Origin of the sequence: Streptomyces sp. NPDC006463 (genome assembly GCF_042870715.1) — a bacterium.
Classification (GTDB): Bacteria; Actinomycetota; Actinomycetes; order Streptomycetales; family Streptomycetaceae; genus Streptomyces.
The window spans coordinates 195,672-221,041 of record NZ_JBIAHP010000007.1 but is presented as its reverse complement, the minus strand read 5'-3'; the positions used below and the strand labels follow the sequence as shown (position 1 = coordinate 221,041).

The window sequence follows — 25,370 nt, the reverse complement described above, 5'->3', positions numbered from 1 at the left end:
AACGCCTCACCCGGACGGGTGGCCCGGCCCCAGGGTCTTCTCGTACCACCGCACGTCCCAGTAGCGGCCGAACTTCCAGCCCGCCTCCGTGAACTCCCCGACCCGGCGGAAGCCGAAGCGTTCGTGGAGGCGGACCGAGGCCTCGTTCGGGAGGGCGACGCCGGCGAACACGCGGTGGACCGGCTCCTCGGCCAGGGCCGCGAAGAGGGCGCCGTAGAGCTCCGTCCCCACGCCCCGGCCCACCGCGTGCGGGGCGAGGTAGACGCTGGCCTCCACCGATGTCGCGTAGGCCGGTTTCGGACGGAAAGGGCTGCTTGTCGCGTATCCAGCGATTCGATGGCCGGTCCAGGCAACCAGAAGGCGGTGAGGGCCGTCTTCAGGGTGGGAGTGCAGCCACGGGCGGCGCTGTTCCGGAGTGAAGACGGCCGTGTCGAAGGTGACGGCGGTCTCGCGGACGTAGTGGTTGTACACGTCCGTGAGGGCTGCCAGGTCGGCCTCTGTTCCGGGCCTGACCTGCACCTCTTCGTGTTCTTGCGGCACGCTGTCCCCTCTCGTGGCGGGGCAGGATACTGCAAGATCTCGAAAACGAGAGGGAGACGTGGGAATTCTGTCCTGATTCCAGTCGTTGTTTCCTTCGGATGCGGGCACTCGGGAGAGTGTCCGGGGACGCACACCGCACCACCGGTGCCGTCCGGCAGCCGCACCGCGACCGAACTCATCGCTAGGGAGCACGCATGGCAACCCGCGCCGTCGCCCGTCGTCAGTCCACGAGCAGCGCTCGCGCTGTGGGCGGGGAGATCGCAGACCGCGACCTGGTCGGCATGTACCTGGACGAGATCGCACGGACCCCGCTGCTCGACGCCGCCAGGGAAGTGGAGCTGTCCCAGATCATCGAGGCGGGCGTGTACGCCCAGCAGATCCTCGACGGAGTCATAGAGCGCGAGGGCGAGACGCCCGCGCGCGAGGAACTGGAGGCGCTGGCCGCCGAAGGCGAGCGCGCCAAGGAAGTCTTCATCCGCTCCAACCTGCGCCTCGTGGTGGCCGTCGCCCGCCGCTACCCGCGCAGTGGTCTGCCCCTCCTCGACCTCATCCAGGAGGGCAACGCCGGCCTGGTCCGCGCGGTCGAGAAGTTCGACTACGCCAAGGGCTTCAAGTTCTCCACGTACGCGACGTGGTGGATCCGCCAGGCCATCACCCGCTCCATCGCGGACCAGTCCCGCACCATCCGCCTCCCCGTCCACCTGGTCGAGGAGCTCGGCCGGATCCGCCGTATCCAGCGCGAGTTCAACCGCGAGAACGGCCGCGAACCGGAGCACGCCGAGATCGCCGCCGAGCTCGACTCGACGGAGAAGCGCGTGGGCGACGTACTGGACTGGGCGCGCGACCCGGTCAGCCTGAACATGTCGGTGGACGACCAGGGCGAGACGCAGTTCGGTGACCTCCTGGAGGACACCTCCGCGATCTCCCCCGAGCAGTCCGTGCTCTCGCTGCTGCGCAGCGAGGAGCTGGAGGACCTGCTCGGCAAGCTCGACCAGCGCACCGCGTCGATCATCAAGATGCGGTATGGCATCGTCGACGGCCGCGAGCGGACCCTGACGGAGGTCGGCAAGCAGCACGGCCTGACCCGTGAGCGGATCCGCCAGATCGAGAAGCACGCCTTGCTGGAACTCAAGCGCATGGCCCGCGACACCGGCTTCGACGCCGTGGCCTGACGCCCCCGGACGAGCCTCGGCACCTATCCCCCCCAGGTGCCGGGGCTCCCTCGTGCCCCGGCACCCATGGCTCCGGCATCGCTCTCCGCTACGCCCCGGCCCCCGCCAGCCGCGCCCCCAGCGCCCGCGCCGCCGCGGCCAGCGCGGCCGGTGCCTGCACCGTGAACGGCACCCCCGTCAGCGCGAGGCGCGCCACCAGCCACTCCGGGGCGTCCGCGGTCTCGAACCGGACCCGCGTCCGGCCGTCGTCGCCGCCCGCATCCCCGACCGCCGACTCCCGCAGCCATCCCGGCAGCTCCGCCACGTCCGTCTCGAAGGTGGCCTCGACCGCGTACGTCGTCTCCCGGCCCCGCAGCCCCCTGCGCACGAACTCCTCCGGGTCCATCGGCAGCTGCCGCGCCACGAACCGGGCGCCCGTCGCGAACGCCTCGCCCACCCGGTCCACCCGGAAGGTCCGCCAGTCCTCGCGCTCCAGGTCATAGGCGACCAGGTACCAGCGGCTCCCCGTGCTCACCAGCCGGTACGGCTCCACCAGCCGACGCGACCGGACCCCGTCCCCCGCCCGGTACGCGAACCGCAGCCGCTCCGGACCCGCCACCGCCGACGCCATCGTCGTCAGCGTCCCCGGGTCCACGCTCGGCCCGTCCCCCCGGGCCAGCGCGGTCGTGGCCGACTGGAGCACGCTCACCCGGTGCCGCAGCCGCGACGGAAGCACCTGCTCCAGCTTGGCCAGGGCCCGCACGGAGGCCTCCTCGACCCCCTCGATCGCATGCCCGGCGCCCGCGCGCAGCCCCACCGCGATCGCCACCGCCTCCTCGTCGTCGAGGAGCAGCGGCGGCATCGCAGCTCCCGCCACCAGCCGGTATCCGCCCTCCGCCCCCAGCGTGGCCTCCACCGGGTACCCGAGGTCGCGCAGCCGTTCGATGTCGCGGCGGATCGTCCGGGAACTCACCCGCAGTCGCTGCGCCAGCTCGCTCCCCGGCCATTCGCGCGGGGTCTGGAGGAGGGACAGCAGGGAGAGCAGCCGTGCCGGAGTGTCGGTCATGGCAACAGGTTGCCAGCGAAATAGGACACTGTCTGACCTACATCGGGTCTAGGTTTCTCTCCATGAGCACCGAGACGTCCAAGACATCGCCCGAAAGAGAGAACGGGCCCGTACAAGAAGAGCGGACCGAGACAGCCCCCGCACCCACGAACGGCTCACCCGCCGACCGCCGCCGCTGGCTGGCGCTCGCCATCGTGATGACCGCGGCCTTCATGGACCTGGTCGACGTCACCATCGTCAACATAGCCATACCCAGCATGCGCCAGGACCTGAACGCCTCCACCAGCGCGATCCAGTGGATCACCGCCGGCTACGCGCTCGCCTTCGCCGCCGGCCTGATCACCGGCGGCCGCCTCGGTGACATCTACGGCCGCAAGCGGCTCTTCCTCATCGGTATCGCGGGCTTCACCGCCGCCTCGCTGCTCTGCGGCATCGCCGCCAACCCGAGCATCCTCGTCGCCTCCCGCATCCTCCAGGGCGGCATGGCCGCCATGATGGTGCCGCAGGTGCTGTCGATCATCCACGTCACCTTCCCGCCGCACGAGCGCGGCAAGGTCTTCGGCATGTTCGGCGCGATCGTGGGTCTCGGCGCCGTCTCGGGCCCGATGCTCGGCGCGCTGCTCACCCAGTGGAACCTGTTCGGTCTCGAATGGCGCCCGATCTTCCTGATCAACCTGCCCGTCGGCATCGCGGGCGTGATCCTGGGCCGCAAGTTCATCACCGAGTCCAAGGCCCCGAACGCGCTGCGCCTGGACCTGGTCGGTGTCGTCCTCGCGACCGCCGCCATGGTCATGCTGATCTACCCGCTCACCCAGGGCCGGGAGAACGACTGGCCGCTGTGGGGCTTCGTCTGCATGGGGGCGGTGCCCCTCGTGATCGTCGGCTTCATCGCCTACGAGAAGCACAAGATCAGGAAGGACGGCTCGCCGCTCGTCGAGCTCTCCCTCTTCAAGGTCAGGAGCTTCGCCGGCGGTATCGCCGTCCAGCTCACCTTCGGCATCGCGACCGGCATCTTCTTCCTGGTGTGGACGCTCATGATGCAGCTGGGCCTCGGCTGGAGCGCGCTGCGCGCCGGCACCACCGGCATCCCCTTCTCCATCGCCGTCTCGGTCGCCGCCGGCATGTCCGTCCAGAAGCTCGTACCGCGCTTCGGCCGCAAGGTGCTCCAGGCGGGCGCGCTCACCATGGCCGCGGGCGTGCTCCTCTACATCTGGGAGTCCGCGCACTACGGCATGGAGATCGCCTCCTGGCAGATGGCCGCGCCGCTCGCCGTCATGGGCCTCGGCATGGGCCTGATCGTGGCCCCGCTCACCGACGCCGTGCTGTCCGAGGTGCCGCGCGAGCACGCCGGATCCGCCTCCGGGCTGATCAACTCGACCATGCAGATGGGCAACGCCCTCGGCCTCGGCCTCACCTCCGTCGTGTACTTCGGCGTGATCGAGAACGAGATGGCCTTCGGCGCCCCGTACGTCGACGCGTTCCGCAGCGCGATGTGGTGGATCGTCGCCGTCCTCGTGGTGATCTGGGCGGTGATGTTCATGCTGCCGCGCACCTCGATCCCGATGGAGCAGCGCGAGGGCGGCTCCGAGCACCAGGCCCCGGCCCCGGACGCGGCGCAGGCTCCGGACGCGGCCACGGACAAGGTCCCGGCCGTCTGACGCAGGCCGACTCCCGTCCACGGACATGCCCGCCCCTCAGGGGCGGGCATGTCCGTTTCCGTCACCGCACCCGCGGGCGAAGTTCCATGGCTCCGCGCGCGGCGGCCTCGCTCTCGTACACCTCGCACATGTGCCGCCCGTCCGGCGTCGCCGTGTGCTCGACCTCCCACAGGCTGACCTCGCTCCCGTCCAGCAGGACGAAGGCGTGCTCGTACAGGCTGAAGGCCACGTCCCGCTCGCCCGGCAGGCACGGCCCGCCGCCGAACGACTGCGTGATCTGGTGGGCGTACGCCGACCGCAGGCGCTCCGCCACCGACTGGCCGGGACGGTCCGTGTTCTCCGCGCGGCGCAGCACCCGCCGGGCGTGGTCGGCGGACTGCTCCACCGCGTACTCCCGGTACCGGTGCGCCGGCGCACCGGCCGCGAACAGCGCGGCCAGCGCGGCCACGTCGTCGTCGGGCTCCTCGTCGCCCGGGAGTAACGCCGGGTCCAGGGCGGCCTGGGCCGGGACCTCACCGAACAGCCGGGCCACGGCCAGGCAGGTCTCCGCCTTGCTCATGAAGATCTCGTGCCGGACCGTCCGGTCACCCTCCTGCCGGTACGCCAGCTCCCACAGCGCCGCCGAACCGCCGTCGGCCAGCAGGTAGGTGTGCTGGTGGGTCTCCCGCCAGACGCCCGTCGCCGGGCTGTGGTGGGTGCTGTACAGCGAAGAGCTGTGCGCGAGCGCCGTGCCGAGGCGCTCGACCAACCTGTCGGGCAGGTCGAAGGAGTTCAGGGCGCGGCCGAGGAGTCGGTCGAGGTGCGCCTCGGTTGTCTCGTACGGATCGCTCAAGGTGGGTCTCCAGGCCGTCGCAGCTTGTCACTTCGCAGATGCTCAACGTAACCCCTGGGCCTGACATCACGTCCGGGGTTCGGTAAAACGTCCGGGAAGCAACAGGGGTTCCCGCCACCCCTTCAGGTCAACTTGCGTATGGATGGGCACGGTTAGGCCCGCTCTGTGGAGGAGCGCGGGACTATGGGCCACATGGCAACGAATACAGTGGGCGTTCCCCGCCAGCAGGGGCAGCCCAGCACCCGGAACGAGAGCGAACAGGCGGCCGCACCGAGAGGGTTGGCCTGGCTGCTGGCACTGACCGGGGCGGCCGGGCTGCTGGCCTCCTGGGTGATCACGCTCGACAAGTTCCTCCTGCTGGAGGACCCGGACTTCAAGCCCGCCTGCAGTCTCAACCCGGTGGTCTCCTGCGGCAGCGTGATGCAGAGCGAGCAGGCGCAGGCCTTCGGCTTCCCCAACCCCATGCTGGGGCTGGTCGGTTACGCCGTCGTGGTGTGCGCCGGCGCGGGCCTGCTGGCCGGCGCCCGCTACCGTGGCTGGTTCTGGCTGGGCCTGAACGCGGGGACGCTCTTCGGCGTCGGCTTCTGCTCCTGGCTGATGGTCCAGTCGCTCTACGAGATCAACGCGCTCTGCCTGTGGTGCTGCCTGGCCTGGGTGTCCACGCTGCTGATGTTCTGGGCGGTCACCGCGCACAACGCGCGTACGGGCGTACTCCCCGCCCCCGGCCCGCTGCGGGGCTTCTTCACCGAGTTCGGCTGGGCACCGCCCGCCCTGCACACCGGAGTGATCGGCATGCTGATCCTCACCCGGTGGTGGGACTTCTGGACCGGCTGACGGCGGAGGTGCGCACGAGGGCCCCGGCAGCTGGACGCCGCCGGGGCCCTCTGTGCGTCACGCAACCTGGTCGGGCACGGGGCCCGGAGGTCAGCTGCCCTGCGAGAGGTTGCCCGAGAGGATCGGGATGTTGTCCAGGATGTGCGAGAGCGGCTCGTCGCCCTTGGCCTGGGTGGAGTTCTCGGTGCACTGCTGGTTCTGCGGGTTCGACAGGACGTTGATGTCCTGGACACCGATGTTGAGCGCGGCGATGAGCGACTGGGCGTTGACCTTGGCCGGCAGGCCGATGCAGGGCTTGTTCAGCGTGCCCTGGACCAGGCTGAGCTGCGGGCTCAGGTCGCCGTGGGTCTTCTGGTTGCCGTAGATCTGCTGGGCGCCGTTGCCGTTGACGGTGTTGATCCCGTTGTCGTTGCCGATCGCCATGGCCGGGGCCGCGGCGGCAGCGCCCGCGCCTACCGCAACGGCGGAGACCGCGGCGGCGGTCATGAACTTCTTGAACATCTTGTTCCTTCTGTCGCACGAGTGCCCGCTGATGGAGCGCCCTGGTCAACTGCCCTGCCAGGGGGTTGGTTCCGCTGCTTCACTCAAACGGCCTGCGGGCGGCGAGGTTTTCCCCGTCCCGGGTGAGAGGCCCCCGGACGCCTGCGCGAAGCCCGTACGAAGCGCGCAGTCACCGGATCTCCGGTTGCGCTCCGTATGAGGTGTTCGCACGGTGGGTGAGGGAGCGGATCGCTCAAGGTCCGTATCCGCGCGACCACGCGACCACCAGTGAGGAACATCCATGCACTCCATGAAGTCCGTCCGTGCCCGCCGCGCCCGCGTCCTCGTCCCCTCGGTCCTCGCCGCCGTCATACTCTCAGGCGCGGCTGCCCCCGCGGGCGCCGTGGAGAGTGACCACGAAGCCGCCCACACCCGGCGGGCGGCGGCGGCCGGTCCCATCGACGACCTGGTGAAGGGCATCCTCGATGCCGTCAAGGGCCTACTGCCGCCGGGCGTCAGCCTGCCGGACATCAAGATCCCGGAGATCAAGCTCCCCGAGATCAAGCTGCCGACGATCCCGGGCATCGAGCTGCCGACCATCCCGGGCATCGAGCTTCCGGCGCTCCCGGGCGTGGAGATCCCCGAGATCCCGGTGATCGAACCGCCCACGCTGCCGGATCCGGCGGCGCCGGTCGAGGTCGTGCCGGAGATCCCCGACGTCGAGCTCCCGGCGATCCCGGACCCGCTGGGCAACCTTCCGTAACGGTCCGGACGGTGCTGCGGTTACGACTATTGAGCTGAACAGGTCTGATCGCGGACGCGGCCGTGTCGTCCGGGAAGGCGGACCGTTTCGCTCGGTGTGAGCCCCGGCGTCGGGGCAGAACATCGAACAGAAGGTGCACTTCCCATGAACTCTGCCAAGAAGGCTGCCCTGGTCCTGGCCACCGCTGGTCTCGCTGCGGCTGGTGCCGCCGGCTCCGCTATGGCCGACTCGTCGGCCGAGGGCGCGGCCGTGGGCTCCCCCGGTGTCCTCTCGGGCAACCTGCTCCAGGTCCCGGTCCACGTTCCGATCAACCTCTGCGGTAACTCCGTGAGCATCATCGGCGCGCTGAACCCGGCGTTCGGCAACGTCTGCATCAACGACTGACGTCGGCTGCAGGAACCGACTGTGGGCGCCCCGGCCTCGCCGGCGGCGCCCACAGTCGTGTCGGTGTCGCTCAGTTCGCGCCGCCGTTGAGCTTCACGCCGCCCAGGAGCGGGGACGCCTGGGTGGCGCCGTTCGCGAGGCCGAGCACCTTGCCGGGCGCGTTGTTGCGGACCTCGTTGACCCTCTGGACGGTGCCCACGACCTTGTTGACGTTCTCGCCCTGCTCCGCCAGTCCGTTGCCCAGGGTCTGGGGCAGCGACTCGGAGACGGGGTTCACGGCTTCGGTCACCGCGGTCACCCCGCTCGTCAGGCTCATGGGCATCGCGGCCGGGGCCTCGGCCGCGAAAGCGGTGGCGGAGGAGCCGAGGGCGGCGACGGAGCCGACGACGACAGCGGCGACCTTCGTGAGCTTCATTATCGAAATCCTCTTCTTTTCGTGTGCAGAGGCGTCAGCGGCGACCGTCGCGCCGCTTTCGCCCTGGGTAACGATTCCCGGCCGCTACGGAAACGCCGGCGCGCACGCGGTTATGAACGAGGGCATGACAGCGGCCGGAGAATCCGACAGGGATTCTCCGGCCGATATTTCTTCTGATTACCGGTAATGCCGGTCAGGCGGCGCGCGACCGCCGGTACAGAATGGCGCCGCCCAGGATCAGCGCCGTGGCGAGGGCCGCGGCGGCCGCGGGCTGACCCGCGCCGGTCTCCGCCAGCACGGGCGAGCCGACGTGAGCCGGTGCCGGTGCCGGTGCCTGCGCGGGAACCGGAGCCGCCGGGGGCAGGTGGACGGGGAGGTCACCTGCCGGGGCGGCCGGCGGCTGGTCCGCAGGCCGCTCCACCGGCTGGCTCCCGTGCGGCGGCCGGGGCGCGGGAGCCTCCGGGGCCGGGGCGGGGAGCGGTACGGGCGCCTCCTCCACCGGGGCCGGAGCGGGGAGCGGTACGGGCGCCTCCTCGACCGGCGCCGGGAGCGGAGCCGGGGCCTCCGGGGCGGGGAGCGGCTGGGGGGCCTCCTCGACCGGAGCGGGGAGCGGCTTGGGGGCCTCGGGATTCGGCGCGGGCTCCTCCGGGGCCGGGGCCGGGGCCGGGGCCGGGGCGGGAGCCGGGTGCTCCTCGACCGGCTCGGGCATCGGGTGCGGCCGGTCGGGTGCGGGGGGCGCGGGTGCGGCGGGGGGCGCGTGGTGCGCGTGGTGCGCCGGCGGGGCGGGGGGCGGCGCGGACTCGGGGTGGTCGTCGCACCCTTCCTCGTGCTGCCCCTGGTGCCGCTCTTCCTCCTGGCCGCCGTAGCCGCCCTCGTCACGCTGCTCCTCGTGACGCTGCTCCTCGTGACGGGGAGCAGCATGACGGGGCGCCGCGTGCCGTGGCGCCGGGGTCTCGTACCGCGGCGTCTCCTGGCGCTGCTCCGGCACCCGGTGCCGCCCCACCCCTTCCTGTTCGTGGAGGTAGCGGTCGAAGGCCTCGGCGTGCTCGGGGCTGAGGTAGCGCCCGTAGTCGTAGCCGTCGTCGGTGTGCGAGCCGGTCGTGGTGACGCAGGTGTTCCCCATCGCGGGGTTGAGCGCGGCACCCCCGTCCACGCTGTTGCCGCACACGTTGGGCGCGAAGGTGATCGGTACCGAGACGCTGTTGCCCGCCAGCACACCCGGTGAGTGCGAGGCCTCGGCCGTCGCTCCGGAATGCGCGTAGGCCACGCCGGTCGCGATTGACAGCAGGCTCGACGCGGCCGCCGCCGTGAGCATCCCCTTGCCCAGTACCTGTCGGCTCAGTACCTGTCGCATGGGTCCTTCCCTGTCTACCGGCGCTGCTGCCGGTGCTGGATCGGAGGCGGCCCCGGAGTGCACCGCCGTGCACTCCGGGGCCACCCCGAGGAGGCTTGCCCTCGCGGGCGCAAGCGCTGCGTCAGTGGTTGAGGCAGACGTTGCCGAACGCGGGGTTCAGCAGCGCGGCGACGTTCACGGTGTTGCCGCAGATGTTGATCGGGATGTTGATCGGCACCTGGATGTTGTTACCGGACAGGACGCCGGGGGAGCCCGCGGCCTTGCCCTCGGCGACACTGTCGGCCATGGCGGGAGAGACGGCACCGGCGGCCATCAGAGCGCCGGCGGCCAGTACCACTGCCTTCTTGTACTTCATTTGATTTCGATCCTTCCCGCAGGGGCGTATCCACTGCAGAAATAACAACGAGTGGTCCGGGGAAAAGAAACCGCGTAATTCCGGAGCCCGGCCGGGAATTCACTCCGATGGTCCGGATGAATTCACAGGGTCCGCTTTTCGCGTCGCTATTCGCGGAGCCGGATCCGGGGTGTCGAATTCTCACGCGGCGAGGCCGTCGCGACCCGAAGGTGCGACGGCCTCGCAGGGGCGTTCGCGGTCAGCTGCCGGCAGAGACGTTGCCGGAGAGGATCGGGATGTTGTCCAGGATGTGGGAGAGGGCCTCGTCGCCCTTCGCCTGCGTCGAGTTCTCGGTGCACTGCTGGTTCTGCGGGCTGGACAGGACCGGGATGTCCTGGACGCCGACGTTGAGCAGGGCGAGCACGGACTGCACGTTGGCCTTGGCGGGCAGGGCGATGCAGGGCTTGTTGAAGGAGCCCTGGATCAGCGCCATCTGCGGGCTCATGTTGCCGTAGGTGGCCTGGTTGCCGTAGATCTGCGCGGCACCGTTGCCGTTGACGGTGTTGACGCCGTTGTCGTTCCCGATGGCCATCGCCTGCGGCGCCATGGCGGCGCCCATGCCCACGACCGAGGCCGCAACCGCTGCCGTGGCCATCATCTTCTTGATCATTGTCGTCCCTTTTTTGCAGGATTGCCCGGTACTGGAGCATCCGGAACAACGGTCCTGCCCTCGCTCGGGTTGCGTGGCTTCACTCGTATGCCGCCGTTTAAGGCGGCGCGGTTGACGCTCAGGCGTTCACGCAGGTGTTGCCGAACGCGGGGTTCAGCAGGGCGATCACGTTGACGGTGTTGCCGCACACGTTCACCGGGACGTCGACGGGGACCTGGAGCAGGTTGCCGCTCACGACGCCGGGGGACCCGGCCGCGATGCCGTCCGCCGTCGCGCCGCCGCCGTGCGCGGAGGCGAGGCCCGCGCCGCCCAGCAGAACGGCGGCGCCGGCGACGGCCAGGGTGGCGCCACGCATCAGCGTCTCGTGCATCTCCGCTATTCCTTTCGGTTCGAACGGTGGTGCAACCCATAACGACCCGCCCGCTTCAAGGGTGCGTGCTATCGCCCAAAAGGCCGTACGAGCGAGTCCGACGTGATTTCCAGCCCGATTTCTGACAAAGTTCACTCCTGTTTTGTCCCCTTGATCGAAAATGGAGACAGGGTCATGGGTTCCTCCCGCAGAATCCTCGGCACGCTCGGTCTGCTGTCCTGCCTCGTCCTTTCCGCGAACGCCCCGGCGGCGGGGGCGGTCCCCCAACCCAAAGTCCCAGCTCTCAAAGAACTGCCCCGGGTTCCCTTCACCCAGCGTTACCAGGCCGTGCAACACGGCGGGCTGGTACGGGCCTCCAACTCCGGCATCAGCTGCCGCAAGGAGGAGTCCCCGCAGGCGGAGCCGTGCGCCGACGTGAAGCGGGGCGCGGCCGGGGTCAACGGCGACTTCGAGATGTTCTACAGCGAGGTCGACAAGGACCCGGACACCTACAACTCCACCCGGGCCGAACTCAAGGTCCCGCAGGGCGCGAAGGTCTCGTACGCCCGCCTGTACTGGGGCGGGAACCTCCGGGTGGGTGAGCAGAAACCGCCGGAGGACAACGGCCGGGTGCTGGTCGCCGAGCCCGGCGGTGCGTACAAGGAGGTCATCGCCGACACGGTGATGGGCCACCGCTCGGACGCGGGCAGCGATGCCTACCAGGCCTCCGCCGACGTGACCCCGCTGGTCCGCAAGGGCGGCGCCGGCATGTGGACGGTGGCCCAGCTCAACATCGCCATGGGTCACTCCGAGGTGGGTGCCTGGGGTGGCTGGACGCTGGTCGTCGCCTACGAGCACCCGCAGGAGCCGGTCCGCAGGATCTCGCTGTGGGACGGCTTCGAGGGGCTCGCCGCGCGCGCCGACGAGGGGCTGGTCGAGCTCAACGGCCTGGACGCGCCCCCCGGGGCCGCCGGGAAGGTCGGCGTGGTCGCGTACGACGGAGACCGGGGCATCCTCGAAGACTCACTCACCGTAACGGCCGACAGCGGCCGTCGTGTCGCCCTCAGTGACGGCGAAAATCCGTTTAATGATGTTATGAATTCCACGATCACGGAATTCGGACAACAAGCGTTCGTACGGCAGCCAGATTATGTGAACAATCTCGGCTATGACGCGGACGTGTTCGACCTGACCCCCGCCCTCTCCGGTGGGGCCCGCAGCCTGAGTTTCAAGTTCACGGGTGAAAGCCAGGGTCATTTCCTCGGTGTGCTCTTCGTTCAGACAGACGCGCGCCGCTGAACGTAGGAGACCACTCCACCGTGCCCGCACAGCCATGGGCGGCAAAGCCCACGACCGTCCTCCATCTAGCCCAGCCCGTAGACGGCGGTGTCGCCCGGGTCGTCGCCGACCTCGTGCGCGCCCAGACCCGCGCCGGCCTGCGCGCCGTCGTCGGCTGCCCGCCCGGCGGCACGCTCGCCGGAGCCGTCCGGGAAGCCGGCGCCGAGGTGCTCACCTGGCATGCAGGACGGGCCCCCGGGCCCGGGCTGCCCGCCGAGGTGCTCGGCGCCCGGCGGCTCCTGCGCCGGGTCCGGCCCGACCTGCTGCACGCCCACAGCGCCAAGGCCGGGCTGGCCGGGCGGCTCGCCGCGCGCGGGTCCCCGCCCACCGTCTTCCAGCCGCACGCCTGGTCCTTCGAAGCCGTCACCGGAGCCACCGGCGCACTCGCGCTGCGCTGGGAGAGGTACGCGGCCCGCTGGGCCGACCGGGTGCTCTGCGTCAGCGAGGCCGAGCGCCGCGCCGGCGAGGCCGAGGGCATCACCGCCCGCTGGTCGGTGATCCGCAACGGCGTGGACCTGGACCACTTCCGCCCCGGCGGACCCGAACCCGGCCAGGACAAGGCCCGGGCCCGCGCAGAGCTTGCGCTGCCCGCCGACTTCCGCGGCGACGGGCCCCTCGCCGTCTGCGTGGGCCGGCTCTGCCTCCAGAAGGGGCAGGACGTGCTGCTGCGGGCCTGGCCGGAGCTGCTGGGCACCGTCCCCGGAGCCCGCCTCGCCCTCGTCGGCGACGGCCCCGACACCGAACGGCTGCGCCGCACCGCGGCGCTGTCCGGCACGAGCGTGCTCTTCGCCGGCTCCGCCACCGACATCCGACCGTGGCTTCGGGCCGCCGATCTCGTTGTACTGCCGTCGCGGTGGGAAGGCATGGCGCTCGCCCCGCTCGAAGCCATGGCCTGCGGCCGCCCGGTCCTGGTCTCGGACGTCAGCGGTGCCCGGGAGAGCCTGCCGCCCGGCCAGGGACGCGTGTGCCTGGTGCCGCCGGAGGACCCGACGGCGCTGGCCAAGGCCCTGGGACGGCTCCTCGCCGACCCGCGGCTCCTCGCCGAACTCGGGGAGCAGGCCCGGCAGCACGTCCGGACCGACTTCGACGTGCGGCGGACCACGGACGCGGTCACCGGTCTGTACCACGAACTGCTGGGCAGGCCCCGGCCCTCGAACCAGGAGCGCATCAGCCGATGACGATGGACAGCGCACCCGCCCGGCACACCGGGCAGGGCGGCACGGGGCCCGCCGGCGGCGCCGGCGTCACTGCCGTTCGCCGCTCCGCGACCGCCATCCACCCCCCGCGCGGGCCCAGGGCCGGCCAGGCCCGGGCCGCCGTACGCCCGCACCGCCGCCACGGCAGTACGACGGGGGTGTTCCCGCTGGTCACCGCGGACGCGCTGGCCGCCGTACTCACCGTGGCGTCGCCGGCCGGACCGGCCCTGCCGGCCCCGGCGGCCGCGCCGATCGCGGTCCTGCTCGCCGCGCTGCACGCGCAGGCCGGGCTGTACCGGCCGCGGCTCGCCCCCTCGGCCCTCCTCGAACTGCCCGCGGTGGCCGGGCGGTCCGCCGTCCTGTGGTGCACGGTCGCCACGGTCGTGGCCGCCGTGGACCCGGACCGGGCCCTCGGCTGGAGCGTGCTGCTCACCGCCGTGTGCCTCCAGGCCGTACTGGCGTGCGCGGGGCGCGGGTTCGTCAACCAGCTCCGCCGCCGCACCCGGATCCGCCGCCCCGCATCCGTCCTGGTCGTCGGACCCGGCGCGGCCGCGGGCGCGGTGGCCGCCGCCCTGCACGGCCGGCCCGAGTACGGGCTGCGCCCCGTCGGGCTCGCCGACACCGGCGCCGCCGAGGGGGACACCGGACCCCTGCCGGTGCTCGCCACCCACGAGGACGTCCGGCGCGCCGTCATCCAGAACTCCGTGCGGCACGCGGTGTTCAGCCGCCCGCCCGAGGCCGACGAACGCACCGCCTCCCTGGTCCGCCTCTTCCACGACCACGGCTGCCGGCTCTGGCTCGCCGACCCGGCCGGCACCGCCAAGATCACCGGCATGCGGGTGGCGGACCCCGCCGACCAGCTGTGGGGGTACGCCGTACAGCCACTGCTGCCCCGGCCGGCGCGGCCACTGGAGCGCTGGGCCAAGCGCGGCCTCGACGCCCTGCTCGCCCTGCTCGCCCTGGTCGCCGCCGCGCCCGTGATGGCCGCCTGCGCGCTGGCCGTACGGGTCTGGGACGGGCCGGGGGTGATCTTCCGGCAGGAGCGGGTCGGCCTGTACGGGCGCTCCTTCACCCTGCTGAAGTTCCGTACGCTGCGCGCCGACGAGCACGAGTCCGCCACCCGATGGACCGTGGCGGGGGACCGCGCGATGAGCCCGGTCGGCTCCTTCCTGCGCAAGTCCTCCCTGGACGAGCTGCCGCAGCTGTGGAACGTCGTACGCGGTGACATGAGCCTGGTCGGGCCGCGGCCCGAACGGCCGTTCTTCGTCGCCAAGTTCTCCACGGTCCATCCCGGCTACGAGGCCCGGCACCGAATGCCCGTCGGCATCACCGGGCTGGCCCAGATCAACGGCCTGCGCGGGGACACCTCCATCGAGGACCGGGCCCGCTTCGACAACCACTACATCGACACCTGGTCGCTGTGGCAGGACCTGTGGATCCTCGCCCGCACCGCGGCCTCCTTCTTCCGCTTCCGGCTGGGGGGCAGCTGATGAGCCTTGCGCTATCCCTGAACGGTGTACGGCCCGACGTGCCGGGCCTGGTGAGGCGGCACTGGCCGCTGCTGCCGCTCGCCGCGACCGTGCTCTTCCTGCTCGCCCCGCTCCCGGCGGGGGACGCGACCGCCTCCGGGAAGGTCGGACCGGCCGATGCGGCCTCGCTGCTGCTGGTGTTCGCCTGCGCGGTGCAGGCGCTGCGCGGCCGGGTGCGGGAGCTGACCCCGCTGGGCGTGCTCGTGCTCGGGACGCCCGCAGTCGGGCTCGCGGTCGCGACGATGACCGCGGGGGATCCGTACGCCGCCCTGCCCGGCTTCGTCCGCTACCTCCAGGTGTTCGTGCTGGTCCCGGCGGCCGTGGTGCTGCTGGTGCGCGACGCCGGGGAGTTCCGGATCGCCGCCGGGTGTTTCGTGGTCCTGGCGCTGGTGCAGGGCGCGGTGGGGGTCGTGCAGTACGCGACCCACACCGGGGCGTCCTACCAGGGCCAGAACATCCGGGCCGTGGGCACCTTCGGCCCCGGCGACGTCATGGGCATGGCCACCGTGGTGGCGTACGGGCTGGTCGTGGCGACCGGCGTCGCGCTGGCGCCGGAGCAGGCGCAAAGGACCCGGCGCATCGCCGGGGGCGCGGCGCTGGTGCTGGTGCTGCCTCTGGTGCTGTCGTTCAGCCGGGGCGTGTGGATCGCCACCGCCGGCGCGGCGGTGCTGGTGATGGCGCTGGCCGGGATCCGGCGGGCGCTGAAGGTGCTCCTCGCGCTCGCCGCGGCGGGCGTGGTCCTGGTGGGCGGGCTCGGGGTCGGCTCCGAGATGGTCGCGGAGCGGCTGACCTCCATCACGCAGGTCTCCAGCGCCCCCGACCAGTCGGTGACCGACCGCTACACGATGTGGGCCGCCGCCGAGTCGATGTGGCGGGAGCGGCCGGCGGTGGGGGTGGGGCTGAAGGGCTTCCCGGCCAACCGCGACGGACACTCCTCGCTGGGGCTTTCCTCCGGCAGTGACACCGCGGGCGCGGGGCAGGCGTACCTCCGCCAGCCGCTGCTCTCCCCGCACAACATGTACCTCCTGATCCTGAGTGAGCAAGGGCTGATCGGGCTGGTCGCGCTGGCGGGCGGCTGGGCGGCGCTGCTGGTGGCGGGGCTGCGCCGGATCGCCTCCGGCGGGCACATGCGGGACTGCGGGCTGATCGCCACGGGGTTGTTCGTGTGGCAGCTGACCGACTTCCTCTACGCGGACATCGGCGGGCCGTCCACCGTCCTGACCGGAGTGATCATCGGACTCGCCGCCTGGTGGGCCCTGCCCTCCCCGCAGGACGCCGGCCCACCCCGTGGGGCCTCCCCGGCTGCCGGGTCCGTCTCCGGTTCGGTTTCGCGGGGCAGCGCCCCCCGGGTTGCGGCCCGCCCGTGACGGACACCACGCCTTGGCGGCCCGCGTCCGGCCCTCCGGCCGGGGCGGGCCCCGCCCGTGTGCCGGGCGGCCCCGCCGTCCCCGGCAGCGTGCCGGGTCCGGTCCCGGGGCCGCTCCGGGGCCCGGTCCTGCCCGGCTCCGGCGATGAGCCCGGGCCGGGGGAGGCGGCCCGGGCCGAGGCGCCTTCGGTGAAGGACCCCGGCTTCGTCGCCGGAGCGATGCCCGGCGCCGCCGGGTGGGGCCGCGTGCGGGTGGCGGCCTACGCCGCCGGCGAGCGCCGACGGGCCGACGCGTCTCGCGCCGGGGCCCGCGGCGCGGGCGGAGCGCCCGCGGCGCCCGCCGCGCCCGGTGGCAGCGGACCGGCGCCGCTGGGGCGGTTCCTGGCCAAGGCCGCCGCCGTCACCGCCGGGCTGACCGCCGCCGGTGCGGTGTTCGGGCTGGTTCGGGACCAGACCATCGCGCACCTCTTCGGCGCCGGGCACGACAGCGACGCCTTCCTGATCGCCTGGACCGTCCCCGAGATGGCCTCGACGCTGCTCATCGAGGACGCCATGGCGTTGTTGATGGTGCCCGCCTTCAGCCAGGCCCTGGCCCGGCGGGCGGCCATCCGCGTCGGGCTCACCCGCAAGGAGGCCCGCGCACAGGACCCCGTACGGCTGCTCGTGGGGGCGACCCTGCCGCGGCTCGCCGCGTTCCTGGCCGCCGTGGCCTCCGTACTGGTCGTGGCCGCGCCGCTCGTCGTCGCCGTGCTCGCGCCCGGTCTGCCCGACCCCGCACTGGCCGTCCAGTGCACCCGTATGACGGCCCTGACCGTGATCTCCTTCGGCCTCGCCGGGTACTTCAGCGCGGCGCTGCGGGCACACCGGTCCTTCGTGCCGCCCGCCGCGATCTACGTCTCGTACAACATCGGCATCATCGGCACGATGGTCGCGCTGCACGCCCTGTGGGGCGTGCGGGCGGCCGCCGCCGGGGTCGCCGCCGGCGGGCTGCTGATGGTCCTCGTCCAACTGCCCTCCTTCTTCCGCAACGTGGGCTTCGGCCAGCCCCGGGCCAAGGGCGCCCCGCGCAGCCAGCGCGACCGCGACCGCCCCACCCTCCTCGCCTTCGGCCTCATCGCCCCCGTGATCTTCTTCGCCGTCTGCCGGCAGTCGCAGGTGCTCGTCGAGCGGTTCCTCGCCGCCTCCCTGCCGCCCGGGGCGATCTCGCACCTCAACTACGCGCAGAAGGTCGCGCAGATGCCGATGGTGCTCTCCCTGATGATCTGCACCGTCACCTTCCCCGTCGTCGCCCAGGCGATGGCCGACGGGGAGCGCGAGAAGGCCCGGCGCCGGGTCGAGCAGGACCTCACCCTCGCCGCCCTCGCCGTCCTCCTGGGCAGCGCACTCGTCATCGGCTACGCGCCGCAGATCATCCAGGTCCTCTTCGAACGCGGCGCCTTCACCCACCGGGACACCCTCGCCACCGCTTCCGTCATGCGGGTCTACGGACTCGGACTCCTCGGCCACTGCCTCGTCGGGGCACTGTCCCGGCCCTTCTTCTCAACCGCCCGGCCCACCTGGTTCCCGGCGCTCGCGATGGGCGCCGGACTGCTCGTCAACGTCGTGGCCGGAGCCTTCGCCGTCGACTGGTGGGGCACCTACGGCATCGCCGCGGCCAACGCGGCCGGCATCACCACGACCGCCGTCCTGCTGCTCACCGGCCTCGGCTCGCGGATCATCGCCATCCACGTCCGCCTGGTCGCCGTCAGCATCGCCCGGCTCGCGGTGTCGGCGGCGGCAGCCTGCGCCACGGGCTGGATCGCGGGGCCCATGATCCCCGACCCGATGCTCAGCGCCGCCCTCGGCTGCCTCCTGGTCCCCGCCATGTTCGGAGCCACCGGCGTGGCCATACGCACCCTTGAAATCACTGCCCTGCCCGGTCAGATCGCCCAGTTCTCCTCCCAGTTCACGCAGAGGTTCCGCAATGTCCGCTGACACCGACACGGCGCCCGCCGCCGTGGTGGTCCCCGCCCGCCGGACCGCATCGCCGTGGGTCCTGATGTACCACTCGGTCGCCGAGTTCACCGACCCCGCCGAGGACCCGTACGGGATCACCGTCACGCCCCACGCCCTGGAGGTACAGCTGCAGTGGCTGCGCTCCCGGGGCCTGCGCGGCGTGTCGGTCGGCGAGCTGCTCCGGGCCCGGGCGGCCGGGACCGCGGCCGGGCTGGTCGGACTGACCTTCGACGACGGCTACACCGACTTCCTGACCCAGGCGCTCCCGCTGCTGCGCCGCTACGACTGCACCTCCACCCTGTTCGTACTGCCCGGGCGGCTCGGCGTGGACAACGTGTGGGACCCGCTGGGGCCGCGCAAGTCCCTGCTCACCGCCGAGGGCATCCGCGAGGTCGCCGAGGCCGGGCAGGAGATCGGCTCCCACGGGCTGCTCCACCAGGACCTCACCGCGGCCCCCGACGACGTGCTCCAGCAGGAGCTGCGGGGCAGCCGCGACCTGCTGCGCGAGCTGACCGGGACCCTGCCCGAGGGGTTCTGCTACCCGTACGGGCACCTCGACGCCCGGGTCGTCGGCGCCACCAGCGCCGCCGGGTACGGGTACGCCTGTGCCATCGACCCCGGGCGGCTCGAAGGCCCGTACGCCCTGCCCCGTACGCACGTCAGCCAGGCCGACGGAGGCGCGCGGCTGCGGGTCAAGCAGCTGCGCCACCAGGTGCGGGAGCTGCGGCGGGCGGTGCTGCGGTGAAGGACGTCAAGGCCCTGCACGTCATCACCGGGCTCGGGGTCGGCGGCGCCGAGCAGCAACTGCGGCTGCTGCTGCGGCACATGCCGATGCGCTGCGACGTCCTGACGCTGACCAACCCCGGTCCGGTGGCCGAGGGGCTGCGCGCCGACGGGGTCCGGGTCGTGCACCTGGGCATGCGGGGCAACCGGGACCTGGGGGCGCTGCCGCGGCTGGTGAAGTTCATCCGGCGCGGCCGGTACGACCTCGTGCACACCCACCTGTACCGGGCCTGCCTGTACGGGCGCCTCGCGGCCCGCCTCGCGGGCGCCGGGGCGACCGTGGCGACCGAACACTCCCTCGGCGAGGGCGAGATCGAGGGAAGGCCGCTGTCGGGCGGGGTGCGCGCCCTGTACCTGGCCAGTGAGCGGCTGGGAGCCGCGACCGTGGCCGTCTCGGACACCGTGGCCGCCCGGCTGGAGGCGTGGGGCGTGCCGGCCGAGCGGGTGCACGTCGTGCCGAACGGGATCGAGGCCGTCCGTTTCCGCTTCGACGAGGGCGTACGGCTGGCCACCCGGGCCCGGACCGGGCTGCCGGAGCGGGCCTTCGTGGTCGGCGGGGTCGGCCGGCTGGTGCCGGGCAAGCGGTTCGACGTCCTGGTGCGGGCCGTGGCCGCGCTGCCGGGGGCGCACCTGCTGCTGGCCGGGGACGGGCCCGAGCGCGCCGCCCTGCGCCTGCTCGCCGCCGAGCTCGGCGCGCAGAGCCGGATCCACCTGCTGGGCGAGCGGGACCCGCTGGGCGACAGCGCGGACGGCCGCACCCCGGGGATCCCGGCGCTGCTGGCCGCCATGGACGTCTTCGTCTCACCGTCGCGGGAGGAGGCCTTCGGCCTGGCGGTGGTGGAGGCGCTGGCCGCCGGGCTGCCGGTGCTGCACGTGACCTGCCCCGCCATCGACGACCTGCCCGCCGCGCAGGCCCCCGGGGCCCGGCGGATCGGAACCGGCACGGAGGAGCTGGTCGCGGCGCTGCGGGGGCACATGGAGGCCGGCGCGCGCCGGCTGCCTGCGCCGCCGGTGGTCCGGCGCTACGACATCGCGCGCAGCGCGCAGCAGCTGCTGGACGTGTACGACCTGGCCCTTTCGGCCGCTCCGGTGCCGGGCTCCGCCCGGGCCACCCGGGACCCCGCCCCGGACCCCGCGCCGCACGCTCCCCAGGCTGCCGCCGAGAGGCGCGGCGCCGGCGCCCGTTGATCCGTACCCCCGCCCGAAGGAACCCGTACTTCATCCAGGAAGCGAGCACGAACATGGCCGACACCGCCGAGCAGCAGAAGTCCGAGAAGAAGGCCGAGAACAAGGCCGAGAACAAGGCCGAGAAGAGGCCCGAGAAGAAGTCCGACGACCGCTCCGAGAAGAGGCAGCGTCGGCGGTTCAAGCGGCCCCCCGTGTGGTGGCCGCTGCCCGCGTGCGCTCTGCTCGGGCTGGCCGCGGGCGGGGCGTACGGGGTGCTCAAGGCGCCCGAGTACGCCGCCACCAGCTACGTCGTCGCCGTGCCGGACGACACCACCGAGCCGGCCACCGCCCTCGGCTTCGCCCAGGCCTACGCCCGCATCGCCACCAGCAGCTCCACCCTCGCCTACGCCCAGCCCCGCGCCGGCATCGGCGCCCAGAAGCTGCGGACCCAGGTGCGGGCCGAGACCTCGCCCGAGTCACCGATGATCGCCATCACCGGTACGTCGAGCAGCCCCGCCGAGGCCGCCGACATCGCCAACGCGGTCGCCGACGCGCTGTCGCTGAGCAGCAATCAGGCCGCCAAGAACACGGGCGTTCAGCTGCTCCTCTTCAACCAGGCCGTCGCGCCCGCCGGCCCGGCCTCCCCGTCCGCCCCCATCAGCGGCGCCGTCGGCATGTGCGCCGGCGGCCTGCTCGGCGGGCTGTGGCTGCTCGCCCGGCCCGGCCGCCGCAAGGAGGAGCAGGAGGGCGGTCAGGACACCGGTCCGGAGAACGGTCCGCAGAGCGTTCAGGAGACCGGCCAGCCGGTCGTCGAGGAGTACGCCTCGCTCCCCGCGCAGGGTGAGCCGACCTCGGCCAAGGAGAAGGAGTCCGTTCGATGAGTCCGGGCTCCGCCGGGGCTCTGTCGGTGACGCTGTGCCGAGACCCCCGGCAGTTCGCCGCGCTGGAGGAGCCGTGGAACCGGCTCCTGCGCGCCTGCCCCACCGCCACCCCCTTCCAGAGCCACGCCTGGCTGCACTCCTGGTGGCTGTCGTACGGCAAGGAGGGCCGGCTCCGGATCGTCCTCGTGCGGCGCGGCGAGGAGCTGGTCGGCGCGGCCGCGCTGATGCTCGTACACCGGCCGCTGCCGCTGCTGGTACCGATCGGCGGCCCCATCACCGATTACTTCGACGTGCTCGTGGCCGCCGAGTACGCCGACCAGGTCGTCCCGGCGCTGGCCCGCGGGCTGCACCGGGCCGCCCGGGGCGCCGTCGTCGACCTGCGCGAGGTGCGCCCCGGGGCCGCCGCCGAGGCGGTGTACGAGGCGTGGACCGGCGCCCGCGGCAAGCTCACCGACTCCACCTGCATGGAGCTGCCCACACTGCCCTTCGACGAGCTGGTCAAGCGGATGCCTGCCTCCGGCGCCCAGCGGGTGCGGGCCAAGCTCCGCAAGACCGACGCGGCCGGGATCGAGGAGCACGAGGTCACCGAGCAGGAGGTGCCGCGTGCCGTACGGACGCTGCTGCGGCTGCACGAGAAGCAGTGGCGCGGCCGCGGGGTGACCCCGGAGCACCTGCGGCCCCGCTTCGCCGAGCATCTGACCCGGGCCACCCGGCGGATGGTGCGGGCGGGGGAGGGCCGGCTGACGGAGTTCCGGCTGGACGGGAAGGTGGTCGCGGCCAACGTCACGCTGCTGTCGGCAGGGCTGAGCGGCGGCTACCTGTACGGCGCCGATCCGGACCTGCGCGCGCGCAAGGTGGACGTGGCGACGCTGCTGCTGCGCTACGAGGCCGGGCGGGCGCTCGCCGACGGCCGGCCGGTGGTGAGCTTCCTGCGCGGCAACGAGCCGTACAAGAACCACTGGCGGCCCGAGACGGTGGTTAACCAGCGGCTCCTGCTGGCCACGAGCGCGCTCGCGCCCCTGCTGCGGCTGCACGAGTCGCAGGTGACGGGGCGCGAGCGGGCGGTGGACGCGTTGCGGGAGGCGCTGCCGGCCGCCCGGGACTGGCGGGCGCGGCTCAACGAACTGCGGGTGCGATGACCCGTCTAGAAGGGCCAGAAGCCCGACCTCTCGCCCCAGTCGACCTCGACGCAGACCGACTGCGTGCCGACCAGCTTGGAGAGCCACTCGCCGAAGTTGAGCGGGATGCACCACTGCCTGCTGTTGACCGGCGGCTCAGCCGGTTCCGGCTGCGGCCGGGGCGGCGCGGTCTGCGTGGGTGCCGCCGTCGAGGGCGCGGGCTCGGGCTTCGGCACGACCGGGCTCGGGATGACCGGGGACGGCACGGGGCTCGGGGTCGGGCTCGGGGTCGGCTCGGGGACCCCGGGCTCCGGCTCGGGGACCTCGGGTTTCGGGACGACCGGGCTGGGTGTCACGGGGAGCGGGTTCCCCGGGAGCGGGACCTCGGGCGAGGGCTTGGGGGTCTTGGCCGTCGGGGCCGTGGGGCTCGGGACCTCGGGCGCGGGCATCACCGGGGTCGGGACGACCGGGGTCGGGATCACGGGTGTGGGCACCACCGGGGTCGGGATCACGGGCGTGGGCACCACCGGGGTCGGGACCACCGGGTCGGGCTCCTCCAGTCTCAGCGCCTTGCGGAAGACCTTGGCGGACTCCGGGTTCTGCTTGCACTGCCACACGCCGTGCGGGCAGTAGTCGGTGATGGTGTGGTAGAGCGGCTTGTGCTCCTCGATCCACTTCAGCATGCGCCGGACGTACTCCGCGTTGTCCCCGCGCCGGAAGAGCCCCCACTCCGGGTAGGAGATCTCCTTGCCGTGTGCTTTCGCGAAGTCGACGTGGTGCTGGAGTCCGTACGGCTGGGTGATCTGATCGTCGAAGTTCCGGCCGGGACCCTGGTCGTACGAATCCATTCCGATGACGTCGACGACGTCGTCGCCGGGGTAGCAGGAAGTCCAGCCGATGTCGTCCGTACCCCTGTTCGGGGCGAAGTCGAACTTGAACTCCTGGCCCGGCACCGAGCGCATCGAGTTGACGACGCGCCTCCAGTACACCTTCCAGTTCTCCGGGTCGGGTCCGCAGCGGTGGGAGTAGGTGGTGCCGTTCATCTCCCAGCCGAGCACGATCACCGTGTCGGGGACGCCCAGGGCCACCAGCCGCTCGGCGAGCCTCTTGAAGTGCCGGTCGTACTGCCCCGACGCGCCCGCCCTGATCAGCCGGGCCACCTGGCGGTCGGACAGTCCGCCTTCGTTCCGCTCCTGCATGGGCACGTTGAGGACGAACATCCGGTTGTCCGCGGCCTGGCGCCACTGCGCCCAGCTCTCCAGGAACGTGACGTCGCCCTCGATGCCCGCCCACCGGTCGCCGGGCAGGTAGGTGTGCCCGACCCGGATCTCCCTGCCGCCCAGCCAGCGCGACAGGTAGGGGATCCGGGCCACGCCGGACGGGCCGTAGTCGAGGTAGGCGCCCATGGCGATGTCCGAGCCCTGGGCCCGGTCCCTCTCGGGTTCCGCGAGGGCGGCCCCGGTGGCGAGCAGTCCGGCGGTGACCGTGCCGATGCAGGTGCTCGCCAGTCGGCGGCGTGGTGTCATGGCGTCTCCCGAGCTTTCCTGAACCGGTGTGCTTGCCAAAGACGTTAGGCATCAGATCTGACGAATGGCCTGTCCGGTGACTGCCGCATAGGCCATTCGCAGCTGCGTATCACCCCCGCTTGGTCCGACTAGGTGAAAGACACCGTTGCCATGCACGCGTATCTCAACCATGTGCCCGCAGTTCTGCTCAGACTCGATCGGAATCCGTTCCACCACGGAACCCTTGGCGCCGTCAGAACCCTTGGCCGCGAAGGCGTGGAGGTGCATGCCGTCGTCGAGGCCGGGGGAGGACCCATGGTGCGTTCGAGGTATCTGCGCGCCGTGCATCCGGGGCCGCCCGGCGGGCTGGACCCCGAGGCGCCCGAGCCGTTGCTGGAGTGCCTGACCGGGGTGTCGGAGCGGATCGGCCGGCCGGCGGTGCTCGTCGCCATGGATGATCTGAGCGCCATCGCCGTGTCCCGGGTGGCGCCGATGCTGACGGACCGTTTCCGGATTCCCCATCAGCCGGACAACCTGCCCGCCCGGGTGGCCGACAAGGGCGAGCTGGCGCGGCTGTGCGCGCGGTGGGACATCCCGCACCCGGAGACCGTCGTCCCGACGAGCGGCGCCGAGGCGGCGGAGGCGGCCTGGCGGCTCGGCCTGCCGGTGGTCGCCAAGTGGAGCCGGCCCTGGCTGCTGCCGGCCGGGTCCGACGGGCTGCGGAGCACCACGCTGGTGCACACCGCCGCCGACGCGCGGCGGCTGTACGAGCGCTCCGCCGAGGCGGGGAGCCGGCTGCTGCTCCAGCGGTTCCTGCCGGCCGGGCCGGACACCGACTGGTTCTTCCACGGCGCCTTCGCCCGCGGCGGGCATCCGCTGCTCGTGGGATCGGGCCGCAAGGAGCTGTCCTGGCCGGTGCGCACGGGGCTGACGGCGGTGGGGCGCTGGCTGCCCGATCCGGCGGTGGAGGAGGCGGGGCTGCGGCTCGCCGAACGCCTCGGCTACCAGGGGATCCTGGACCTGGACTTCCGCCGGGACGAACGGGGCACCTTCCGGCTGGTGGACTTCAACCCCCGCCCGGGCGCCCAGTTCCGGCTGTTCACGGATGCCGCCGGGCTGGACGTCGTACGGGCGATGTACCTGGACCTGACGGGCCAGCACGTCCCGGCCCCCTCGGGCGGACCGGGCCGGGTGTTCGTCGCGGAGAACTACGCGCTGCTCGCGGCGGTTCGGGGCCGCTCGCTGCCGCGCCGTCCGACGGCGGACCAGGCGGGCCGGGCGGGCCCGCGGGAGCCGGGCGAGGCGCCTTCGCCGGCGGGCCCGGGGACGGCGGCCGCGGCGGCGCATCCGGACGGCCGCGGGCGGGCCCGGACGGCGGGGCTGCCGAAGGCCGAGCGGGGGCGGGTCGAGATGGCCTGGTTCGCCTCCGACGACCCGCTGCCGTTCCTCGCGATGCTCGGCGCCTTCCTCGGGCGCGGGTTCGACAAGGGCGCGCGAGCCCTGCGGGGCGTCCCCGCGCAGGGACGGCGCACCGCCCGTGCGGTGGTCCGGACACCCCGCCAGCGGGGCCGCGAGCAGCCGGAGCCCGCTTCGGCGCTCGTCCGGCCCGCGCCGCCGGAGGCATCCGCGGAGCCGGACGAGCTGGTGACCCGTTGACCCTGC

Annotated in this window: 25 protein-coding genes; 15 read left to right on the top strand and 10 right to left on the bottom strand. The window is 72.6% G+C overall.

Translation table 11 applies throughout. The features are described from left to right. Positions 1–6: 6 nt before the first annotated feature. Positions 7–540: a GNAT family N-acetyltransferase gene (locus ACFYOB_RS15345; RefSeq protein WP_388559969.1), complete on the bottom strand. Its 534-nt coding sequence runs from the start codon at positions 538–540 to the stop codon at positions 7–9. A gap of 194 nt (positions 541–734) precedes the next feature. Here ACFYOB_RS15345 and ACFYOB_RS15340 point away from each other — a divergent pair, with 194 nt between their 5' ends. Then, positions 735–1,712, top strand: a complete 978-nt coding sequence (locus tag ACFYOB_RS15340) for an RNA polymerase sigma factor RpoD/SigA (RefSeq protein ID WP_388559968.1) — start codon at positions 735–737, stop codon at positions 1,710–1,712. 88 nt (positions 1,713–1,800) lie between these two features. On the opposite strand, the gene ACFYOB_RS15335 is transcribed toward ACFYOB_RS15340, so the two are convergent. Further along, a complete protein-coding gene (locus tag ACFYOB_RS15335) occupies positions 1,801–2,757 on the bottom strand; it encodes a helix-turn-helix transcriptional regulator (protein ID WP_388559966.1) in 957 nt (318 codons plus the stop codon). A 62-nt stretch (positions 2,758–2,819) separates the two neighbouring features. Between ACFYOB_RS15335 and ACFYOB_RS15330 the strand changes: the two genes are divergently transcribed. Further along, positions 2,820–4,415, top strand: coding sequence for an MFS transporter (locus ACFYOB_RS15330; protein ID WP_388559964.1), 1,596 nt, complete (start codon positions 2,820–2,822; stop codon positions 4,413–4,415). Positions 4,416–4,476: 61 nt separating this feature from the next. On the opposite strand, the gene ACFYOB_RS15325 is transcribed toward ACFYOB_RS15330, so the two are convergent. Beyond that, complete coding sequence (locus tag ACFYOB_RS15325) at positions 4,477–5,247, bottom strand: DUF6227 family protein (RefSeq protein ID WP_388559963.1); 771 nt, start codon at positions 5,245–5,247, stop codon at positions 4,477–4,479. A gap of 192 nt (positions 5,248–5,439) precedes the next feature. On the opposite strand from ACFYOB_RS15325, the gene ACFYOB_RS15320 reads away from it, so the two are divergent. Continuing rightward, on the top strand, positions 5,440–6,081 hold the full coding sequence (locus ACFYOB_RS15320) for a vitamin K epoxide reductase family protein (protein WP_388559961.1): 642 nt from the start codon (positions 5,440–5,442) through the stop codon (positions 6,079–6,081). A gap of 90 nt (positions 6,082–6,171) precedes the next feature. On the opposite strand, the gene ACFYOB_RS15315 is transcribed toward ACFYOB_RS15320, so the two are convergent. Beyond that, positions 6,172–6,582 carry a rodlin gene (locus tag ACFYOB_RS15315; protein WP_388559959.1) on the bottom strand — a complete coding sequence of 137 codons (411 nt, stop codon included), beginning with the start codon at positions 6,580–6,582 and terminating at the stop codon, positions 6,172–6,174. Positions 6,583–6,862: 280 nt separating this feature from the next. Here ACFYOB_RS15315 and ACFYOB_RS15310 point away from each other — a divergent pair, with 280 nt between their 5' ends. Beyond that, complete coding sequence (locus tag ACFYOB_RS15310) at positions 6,863–7,324, top strand: hypothetical protein (RefSeq protein ID WP_388559958.1); 462 nt, start codon at positions 6,863–6,865, stop codon at positions 7,322–7,324. 144 nt (positions 7,325–7,468) lie between these two features. Then, the gene (locus ACFYOB_RS15305) at positions 7,469–7,708 is read left to right on the top strand and encodes a chaplin (protein WP_388559956.1); all 240 of its coding nucleotides are present in this window, start codon (positions 7,469–7,471) and stop codon (positions 7,706–7,708) included. Between the two features lie 70 nt (positions 7,709–7,778). On the opposite strand, the gene ACFYOB_RS15300 is transcribed toward ACFYOB_RS15305, so the two are convergent. From ACFYOB_RS15300 to ACFYOB_RS15280, 5 genes are all read right to left on the bottom strand, one after another. Then, positions 7,779–8,123, bottom strand: coding sequence for a hypothetical protein (locus tag ACFYOB_RS15300; RefSeq protein WP_388559954.1), 345 nt, complete (start codon positions 8,121–8,123; stop codon positions 7,779–7,781). A 193-nt stretch (positions 8,124–8,316) separates the two neighbouring features. Then, positions 8,317–9,477: a chaplin gene (locus tag ACFYOB_RS15295; RefSeq protein WP_388559952.1), complete on the bottom strand. Its 1,161-nt coding sequence runs from the start codon at positions 9,475–9,477 to the stop codon at positions 8,317–8,319. A 121-nt stretch (positions 9,478–9,598) separates the two neighbouring features. Next, positions 9,599–9,832: a chaplin gene (locus tag ACFYOB_RS15290; protein ID WP_388559950.1), complete on the bottom strand. Its 234-nt coding sequence runs from the start codon at positions 9,830–9,832 to the stop codon at positions 9,599–9,601. 238 nt (positions 9,833–10,070) lie between these two features. Next, the gene (locus tag ACFYOB_RS15285; RefSeq protein WP_328926144.1) at positions 10,071–10,481 is read right to left on the bottom strand and encodes a rodlin; all 411 of its coding nucleotides are present in this window, start codon (positions 10,479–10,481) and stop codon (positions 10,071–10,073) included. A 118-nt stretch (positions 10,482–10,599) separates the two neighbouring features. Continuing rightward, on the bottom strand, positions 10,600–10,851 hold the full coding sequence (locus ACFYOB_RS15280) for a chaplin (RefSeq protein WP_388559948.1): 252 nt from the start codon (positions 10,849–10,851) through the stop codon (positions 10,600–10,602). A gap of 102 nt (positions 10,852–10,953) precedes the next feature. On the opposite strand from ACFYOB_RS15280, the gene ACFYOB_RS15275 reads away from it, so the two are divergent. From ACFYOB_RS15275 to ACFYOB_RS15235, 9 genes are all read left to right on the top strand, one after another. Continuing rightward, positions 10,954–12,129, top strand: a complete 1,176-nt coding sequence (locus tag ACFYOB_RS15275) for a DUF3344 domain-containing protein (protein ID WP_388559946.1) — start codon at positions 10,954–10,956, stop codon at positions 12,127–12,129. A gap of 20 nt (positions 12,130–12,149) precedes the next feature. Further along, positions 12,150–13,346, top strand: coding sequence for a glycosyltransferase (locus ACFYOB_RS15270; RefSeq protein WP_388559944.1), 1,197 nt, complete (start codon positions 12,150–12,152; stop codon positions 13,344–13,346). Next, positions 13,343–14,854 carry an exopolysaccharide biosynthesis polyprenyl glycosylphosphotransferase gene (locus ACFYOB_RS15265; RefSeq protein WP_388559942.1) on the top strand — a complete coding sequence of 504 codons (1,512 nt, stop codon included), beginning with the start codon at positions 13,343–13,345 and terminating at the stop codon, positions 14,852–14,854. Before ACFYOB_RS15270 ends, ACFYOB_RS15265 begins: the two co-directional genes overlap by 4 nt. Then, a complete protein-coding gene (locus ACFYOB_RS15260; protein ID WP_388559940.1) occupies positions 14,854–16,260 on the top strand; it encodes an O-antigen ligase family protein in 1,407 nt (468 codons plus the stop codon). The genes ACFYOB_RS15265 and ACFYOB_RS15260 overlap by 1 nt, the downstream gene beginning before the upstream one ends. 218 nt (positions 16,261–16,478) lie before the next feature. After that, the gene (gene murJ / locus ACFYOB_RS15255; RefSeq protein WP_388560241.1) at positions 16,479–18,233 is read left to right on the top strand and encodes a murein biosynthesis integral membrane protein MurJ; all 1,755 of its coding nucleotides are present in this window, start codon (positions 16,479–16,481) and stop codon (positions 18,231–18,233) included. Next, the gene (locus ACFYOB_RS15250; protein WP_388559938.1) at positions 18,223–18,999 is read left to right on the top strand and encodes a polysaccharide deacetylase family protein; all 777 of its coding nucleotides are present in this window, start codon (positions 18,223–18,225) and stop codon (positions 18,997–18,999) included. The genes murJ and ACFYOB_RS15250 overlap by 11 nt, the downstream gene beginning before the upstream one ends. After that, on the top strand, positions 18,996–20,225 hold the full coding sequence (locus ACFYOB_RS15245) for a glycosyltransferase (RefSeq protein ID WP_388559936.1): 1,230 nt from the start codon (positions 18,996–18,998) through the stop codon (positions 20,223–20,225). Before ACFYOB_RS15250 ends, ACFYOB_RS15245 begins: the two co-directional genes overlap by 4 nt. A 53-nt stretch (positions 20,226–20,278) precedes the next feature. Further along, positions 20,279–21,085 carry a lipopolysaccharide biosynthesis protein gene (locus ACFYOB_RS15240; protein ID WP_388559934.1) on the top strand — a complete coding sequence of 269 codons (807 nt, stop codon included), beginning with the start codon at positions 20,279–20,281 and terminating at the stop codon, positions 21,083–21,085. Then, positions 21,082–22,224 (top strand): GNAT family N-acetyltransferase, encoded by a 1,143-nt coding sequence (locus ACFYOB_RS15235; protein ID WP_388559932.1) that lies wholly within the window; start codon positions 21,082–21,084, stop codon positions 22,222–22,224. The genes ACFYOB_RS15240 and ACFYOB_RS15235 overlap by 4 nt, the downstream gene beginning before the upstream one ends. A 5-nt stretch (positions 22,225–22,229) precedes the next feature. On the opposite strand, the gene ACFYOB_RS15230 is transcribed toward ACFYOB_RS15235, so the two are convergent. Further along, entirely contained in the window at positions 22,230–23,729 is a 1,500-nt protein-coding gene (locus ACFYOB_RS15230; RefSeq protein ID WP_388559930.1) for a glycoside hydrolase family 26 protein, read from the bottom strand. Between the two features lie 294 nt (positions 23,730–24,023). Here ACFYOB_RS15230 and ACFYOB_RS15225 point away from each other — a divergent pair, with 294 nt between their 5' ends. Further along, positions 24,024–25,364, top strand: a complete 1,341-nt coding sequence (locus ACFYOB_RS15225; RefSeq protein WP_388559928.1) for an ATP-grasp domain-containing protein — start codon at positions 24,024–24,026, stop codon at positions 25,362–25,364. Positions 25,365–25,370 lie beyond the last annotated feature (6 nt).

What these genes read in the sequence shown, in the direction of transcription:
- ACFYOB_RS15225 (WP_388559928.1), top strand. Translation starts at nt 24,024, where the DNA reads ATGGTGCGTTCGAGGTATCTGCGCGCCGTGCATCCGGGGCCGCCCGGC.
- ACFYOB_RS15315 (WP_388559959.1), bottom strand. Translation starts at nt 6,582, where the DNA reads ATGTTCAAGAAGTTCATGACCGCCGCCGCGGTCTCCGCCGTTGCGGTA.
- ACFYOB_RS15305 (WP_388559956.1), top strand. Translation starts at nt 7,469, where the DNA reads ATGAACTCTGCCAAGAAGGCTGCCCTGGTCCTGGCCACCGCTGGTCTC.
- ACFYOB_RS15240 (WP_388559934.1), top strand. Translation starts at nt 20,279, where the DNA reads ATGGCCGACACCGCCGAGCAGCAGAAGTCCGAGAAGAAGGCCGAGAAC.
- ACFYOB_RS15310 (WP_388559958.1), top strand. Translation starts at nt 6,863, where the DNA reads ATGCACTCCATGAAGTCCGTCCGTGCCCGCCGCGCCCGCGTCCTCGTC.
- murJ (WP_388560241.1), top strand. Translation starts at nt 16,479, where the DNA reads ATGCCCGGCGCCGCCGGGTGGGGCCGCGTGCGGGTGGCGGCCTACGCC.
- ACFYOB_RS15320 (WP_388559961.1), top strand. Translation starts at nt 5,440, where the DNA reads ATGGCAACGAATACAGTGGGCGTTCCCCGCCAGCAGGGGCAGCCCAGC.
- ACFYOB_RS15295 (WP_388559952.1), bottom strand. Translation starts at nt 9,477, where the DNA reads ATGCGACAGGTACTGAGCCGACAGGTACTGGGCAAGGGGATGCTCACG.
- ACFYOB_RS15300 (WP_388559954.1), bottom strand. Translation starts at nt 8,123, where the DNA reads ATGAAGCTCACGAAGGTCGCCGCTGTCGTCGTCGGCTCCGTCGCCGCC.
- ACFYOB_RS15280 (WP_388559948.1), bottom strand. Translation starts at nt 10,851, where the DNA reads ATGCACGAGACGCTGATGCGTGGCGCCACCCTGGCCGTCGCCGGCGCC.
- ACFYOB_RS15250 (WP_388559938.1), top strand. Translation starts at nt 18,223, where the DNA reads ATGTCCGCTGACACCGACACGGCGCCCGCCGCCGTGGTGGTCCCCGCC.
- ACFYOB_RS15285 (WP_328926144.1), bottom strand. Translation starts at nt 10,481, where the DNA reads ATGATCAAGAAGATGATGGCCACGGCAGCGGTTGCGGCCTCGGTCGTG.
- ACFYOB_RS15290 (WP_388559950.1), bottom strand. Translation starts at nt 9,832, where the DNA reads ATGAAGTACAAGAAGGCAGTGGTACTGGCCGCCGGCGCTCTGATGGCC.
- ACFYOB_RS15235 (WP_388559932.1), top strand. Translation starts at nt 21,082, where the DNA reads ATGAGTCCGGGCTCCGCCGGGGCTCTGTCGGTGACGCTGTGCCGAGAC.
- ACFYOB_RS15330 (WP_388559964.1), top strand. Translation starts at nt 2,820, where the DNA reads ATGAGCACCGAGACGTCCAAGACATCGCCCGAAAGAGAGAACGGGCCC.
- ACFYOB_RS15265 (WP_388559942.1), top strand. Translation starts at nt 13,343, where the DNA reads ATGACGATGGACAGCGCACCCGCCCGGCACACCGGGCAGGGCGGCACG.
- ACFYOB_RS15335 (WP_388559966.1), bottom strand. Translation starts at nt 2,757, where the DNA reads ATGACCGACACTCCGGCACGGCTGCTCTCCCTGCTGTCCCTCCTCCAG.
- ACFYOB_RS15340 (WP_388559968.1), top strand. Translation starts at nt 735, where the DNA reads ATGGCAACCCGCGCCGTCGCCCGTCGTCAGTCCACGAGCAGCGCTCGC.
- ACFYOB_RS15260 (WP_388559940.1), top strand. Translation starts at nt 14,854, where the DNA reads ATGAGCCTTGCGCTATCCCTGAACGGTGTACGGCCCGACGTGCCGGGC.
- ACFYOB_RS15230 (WP_388559930.1), bottom strand. Translation starts at nt 23,729, where the DNA reads ATGACACCACGCCGCCGACTGGCGAGCACCTGCATCGGCACGGTCACC.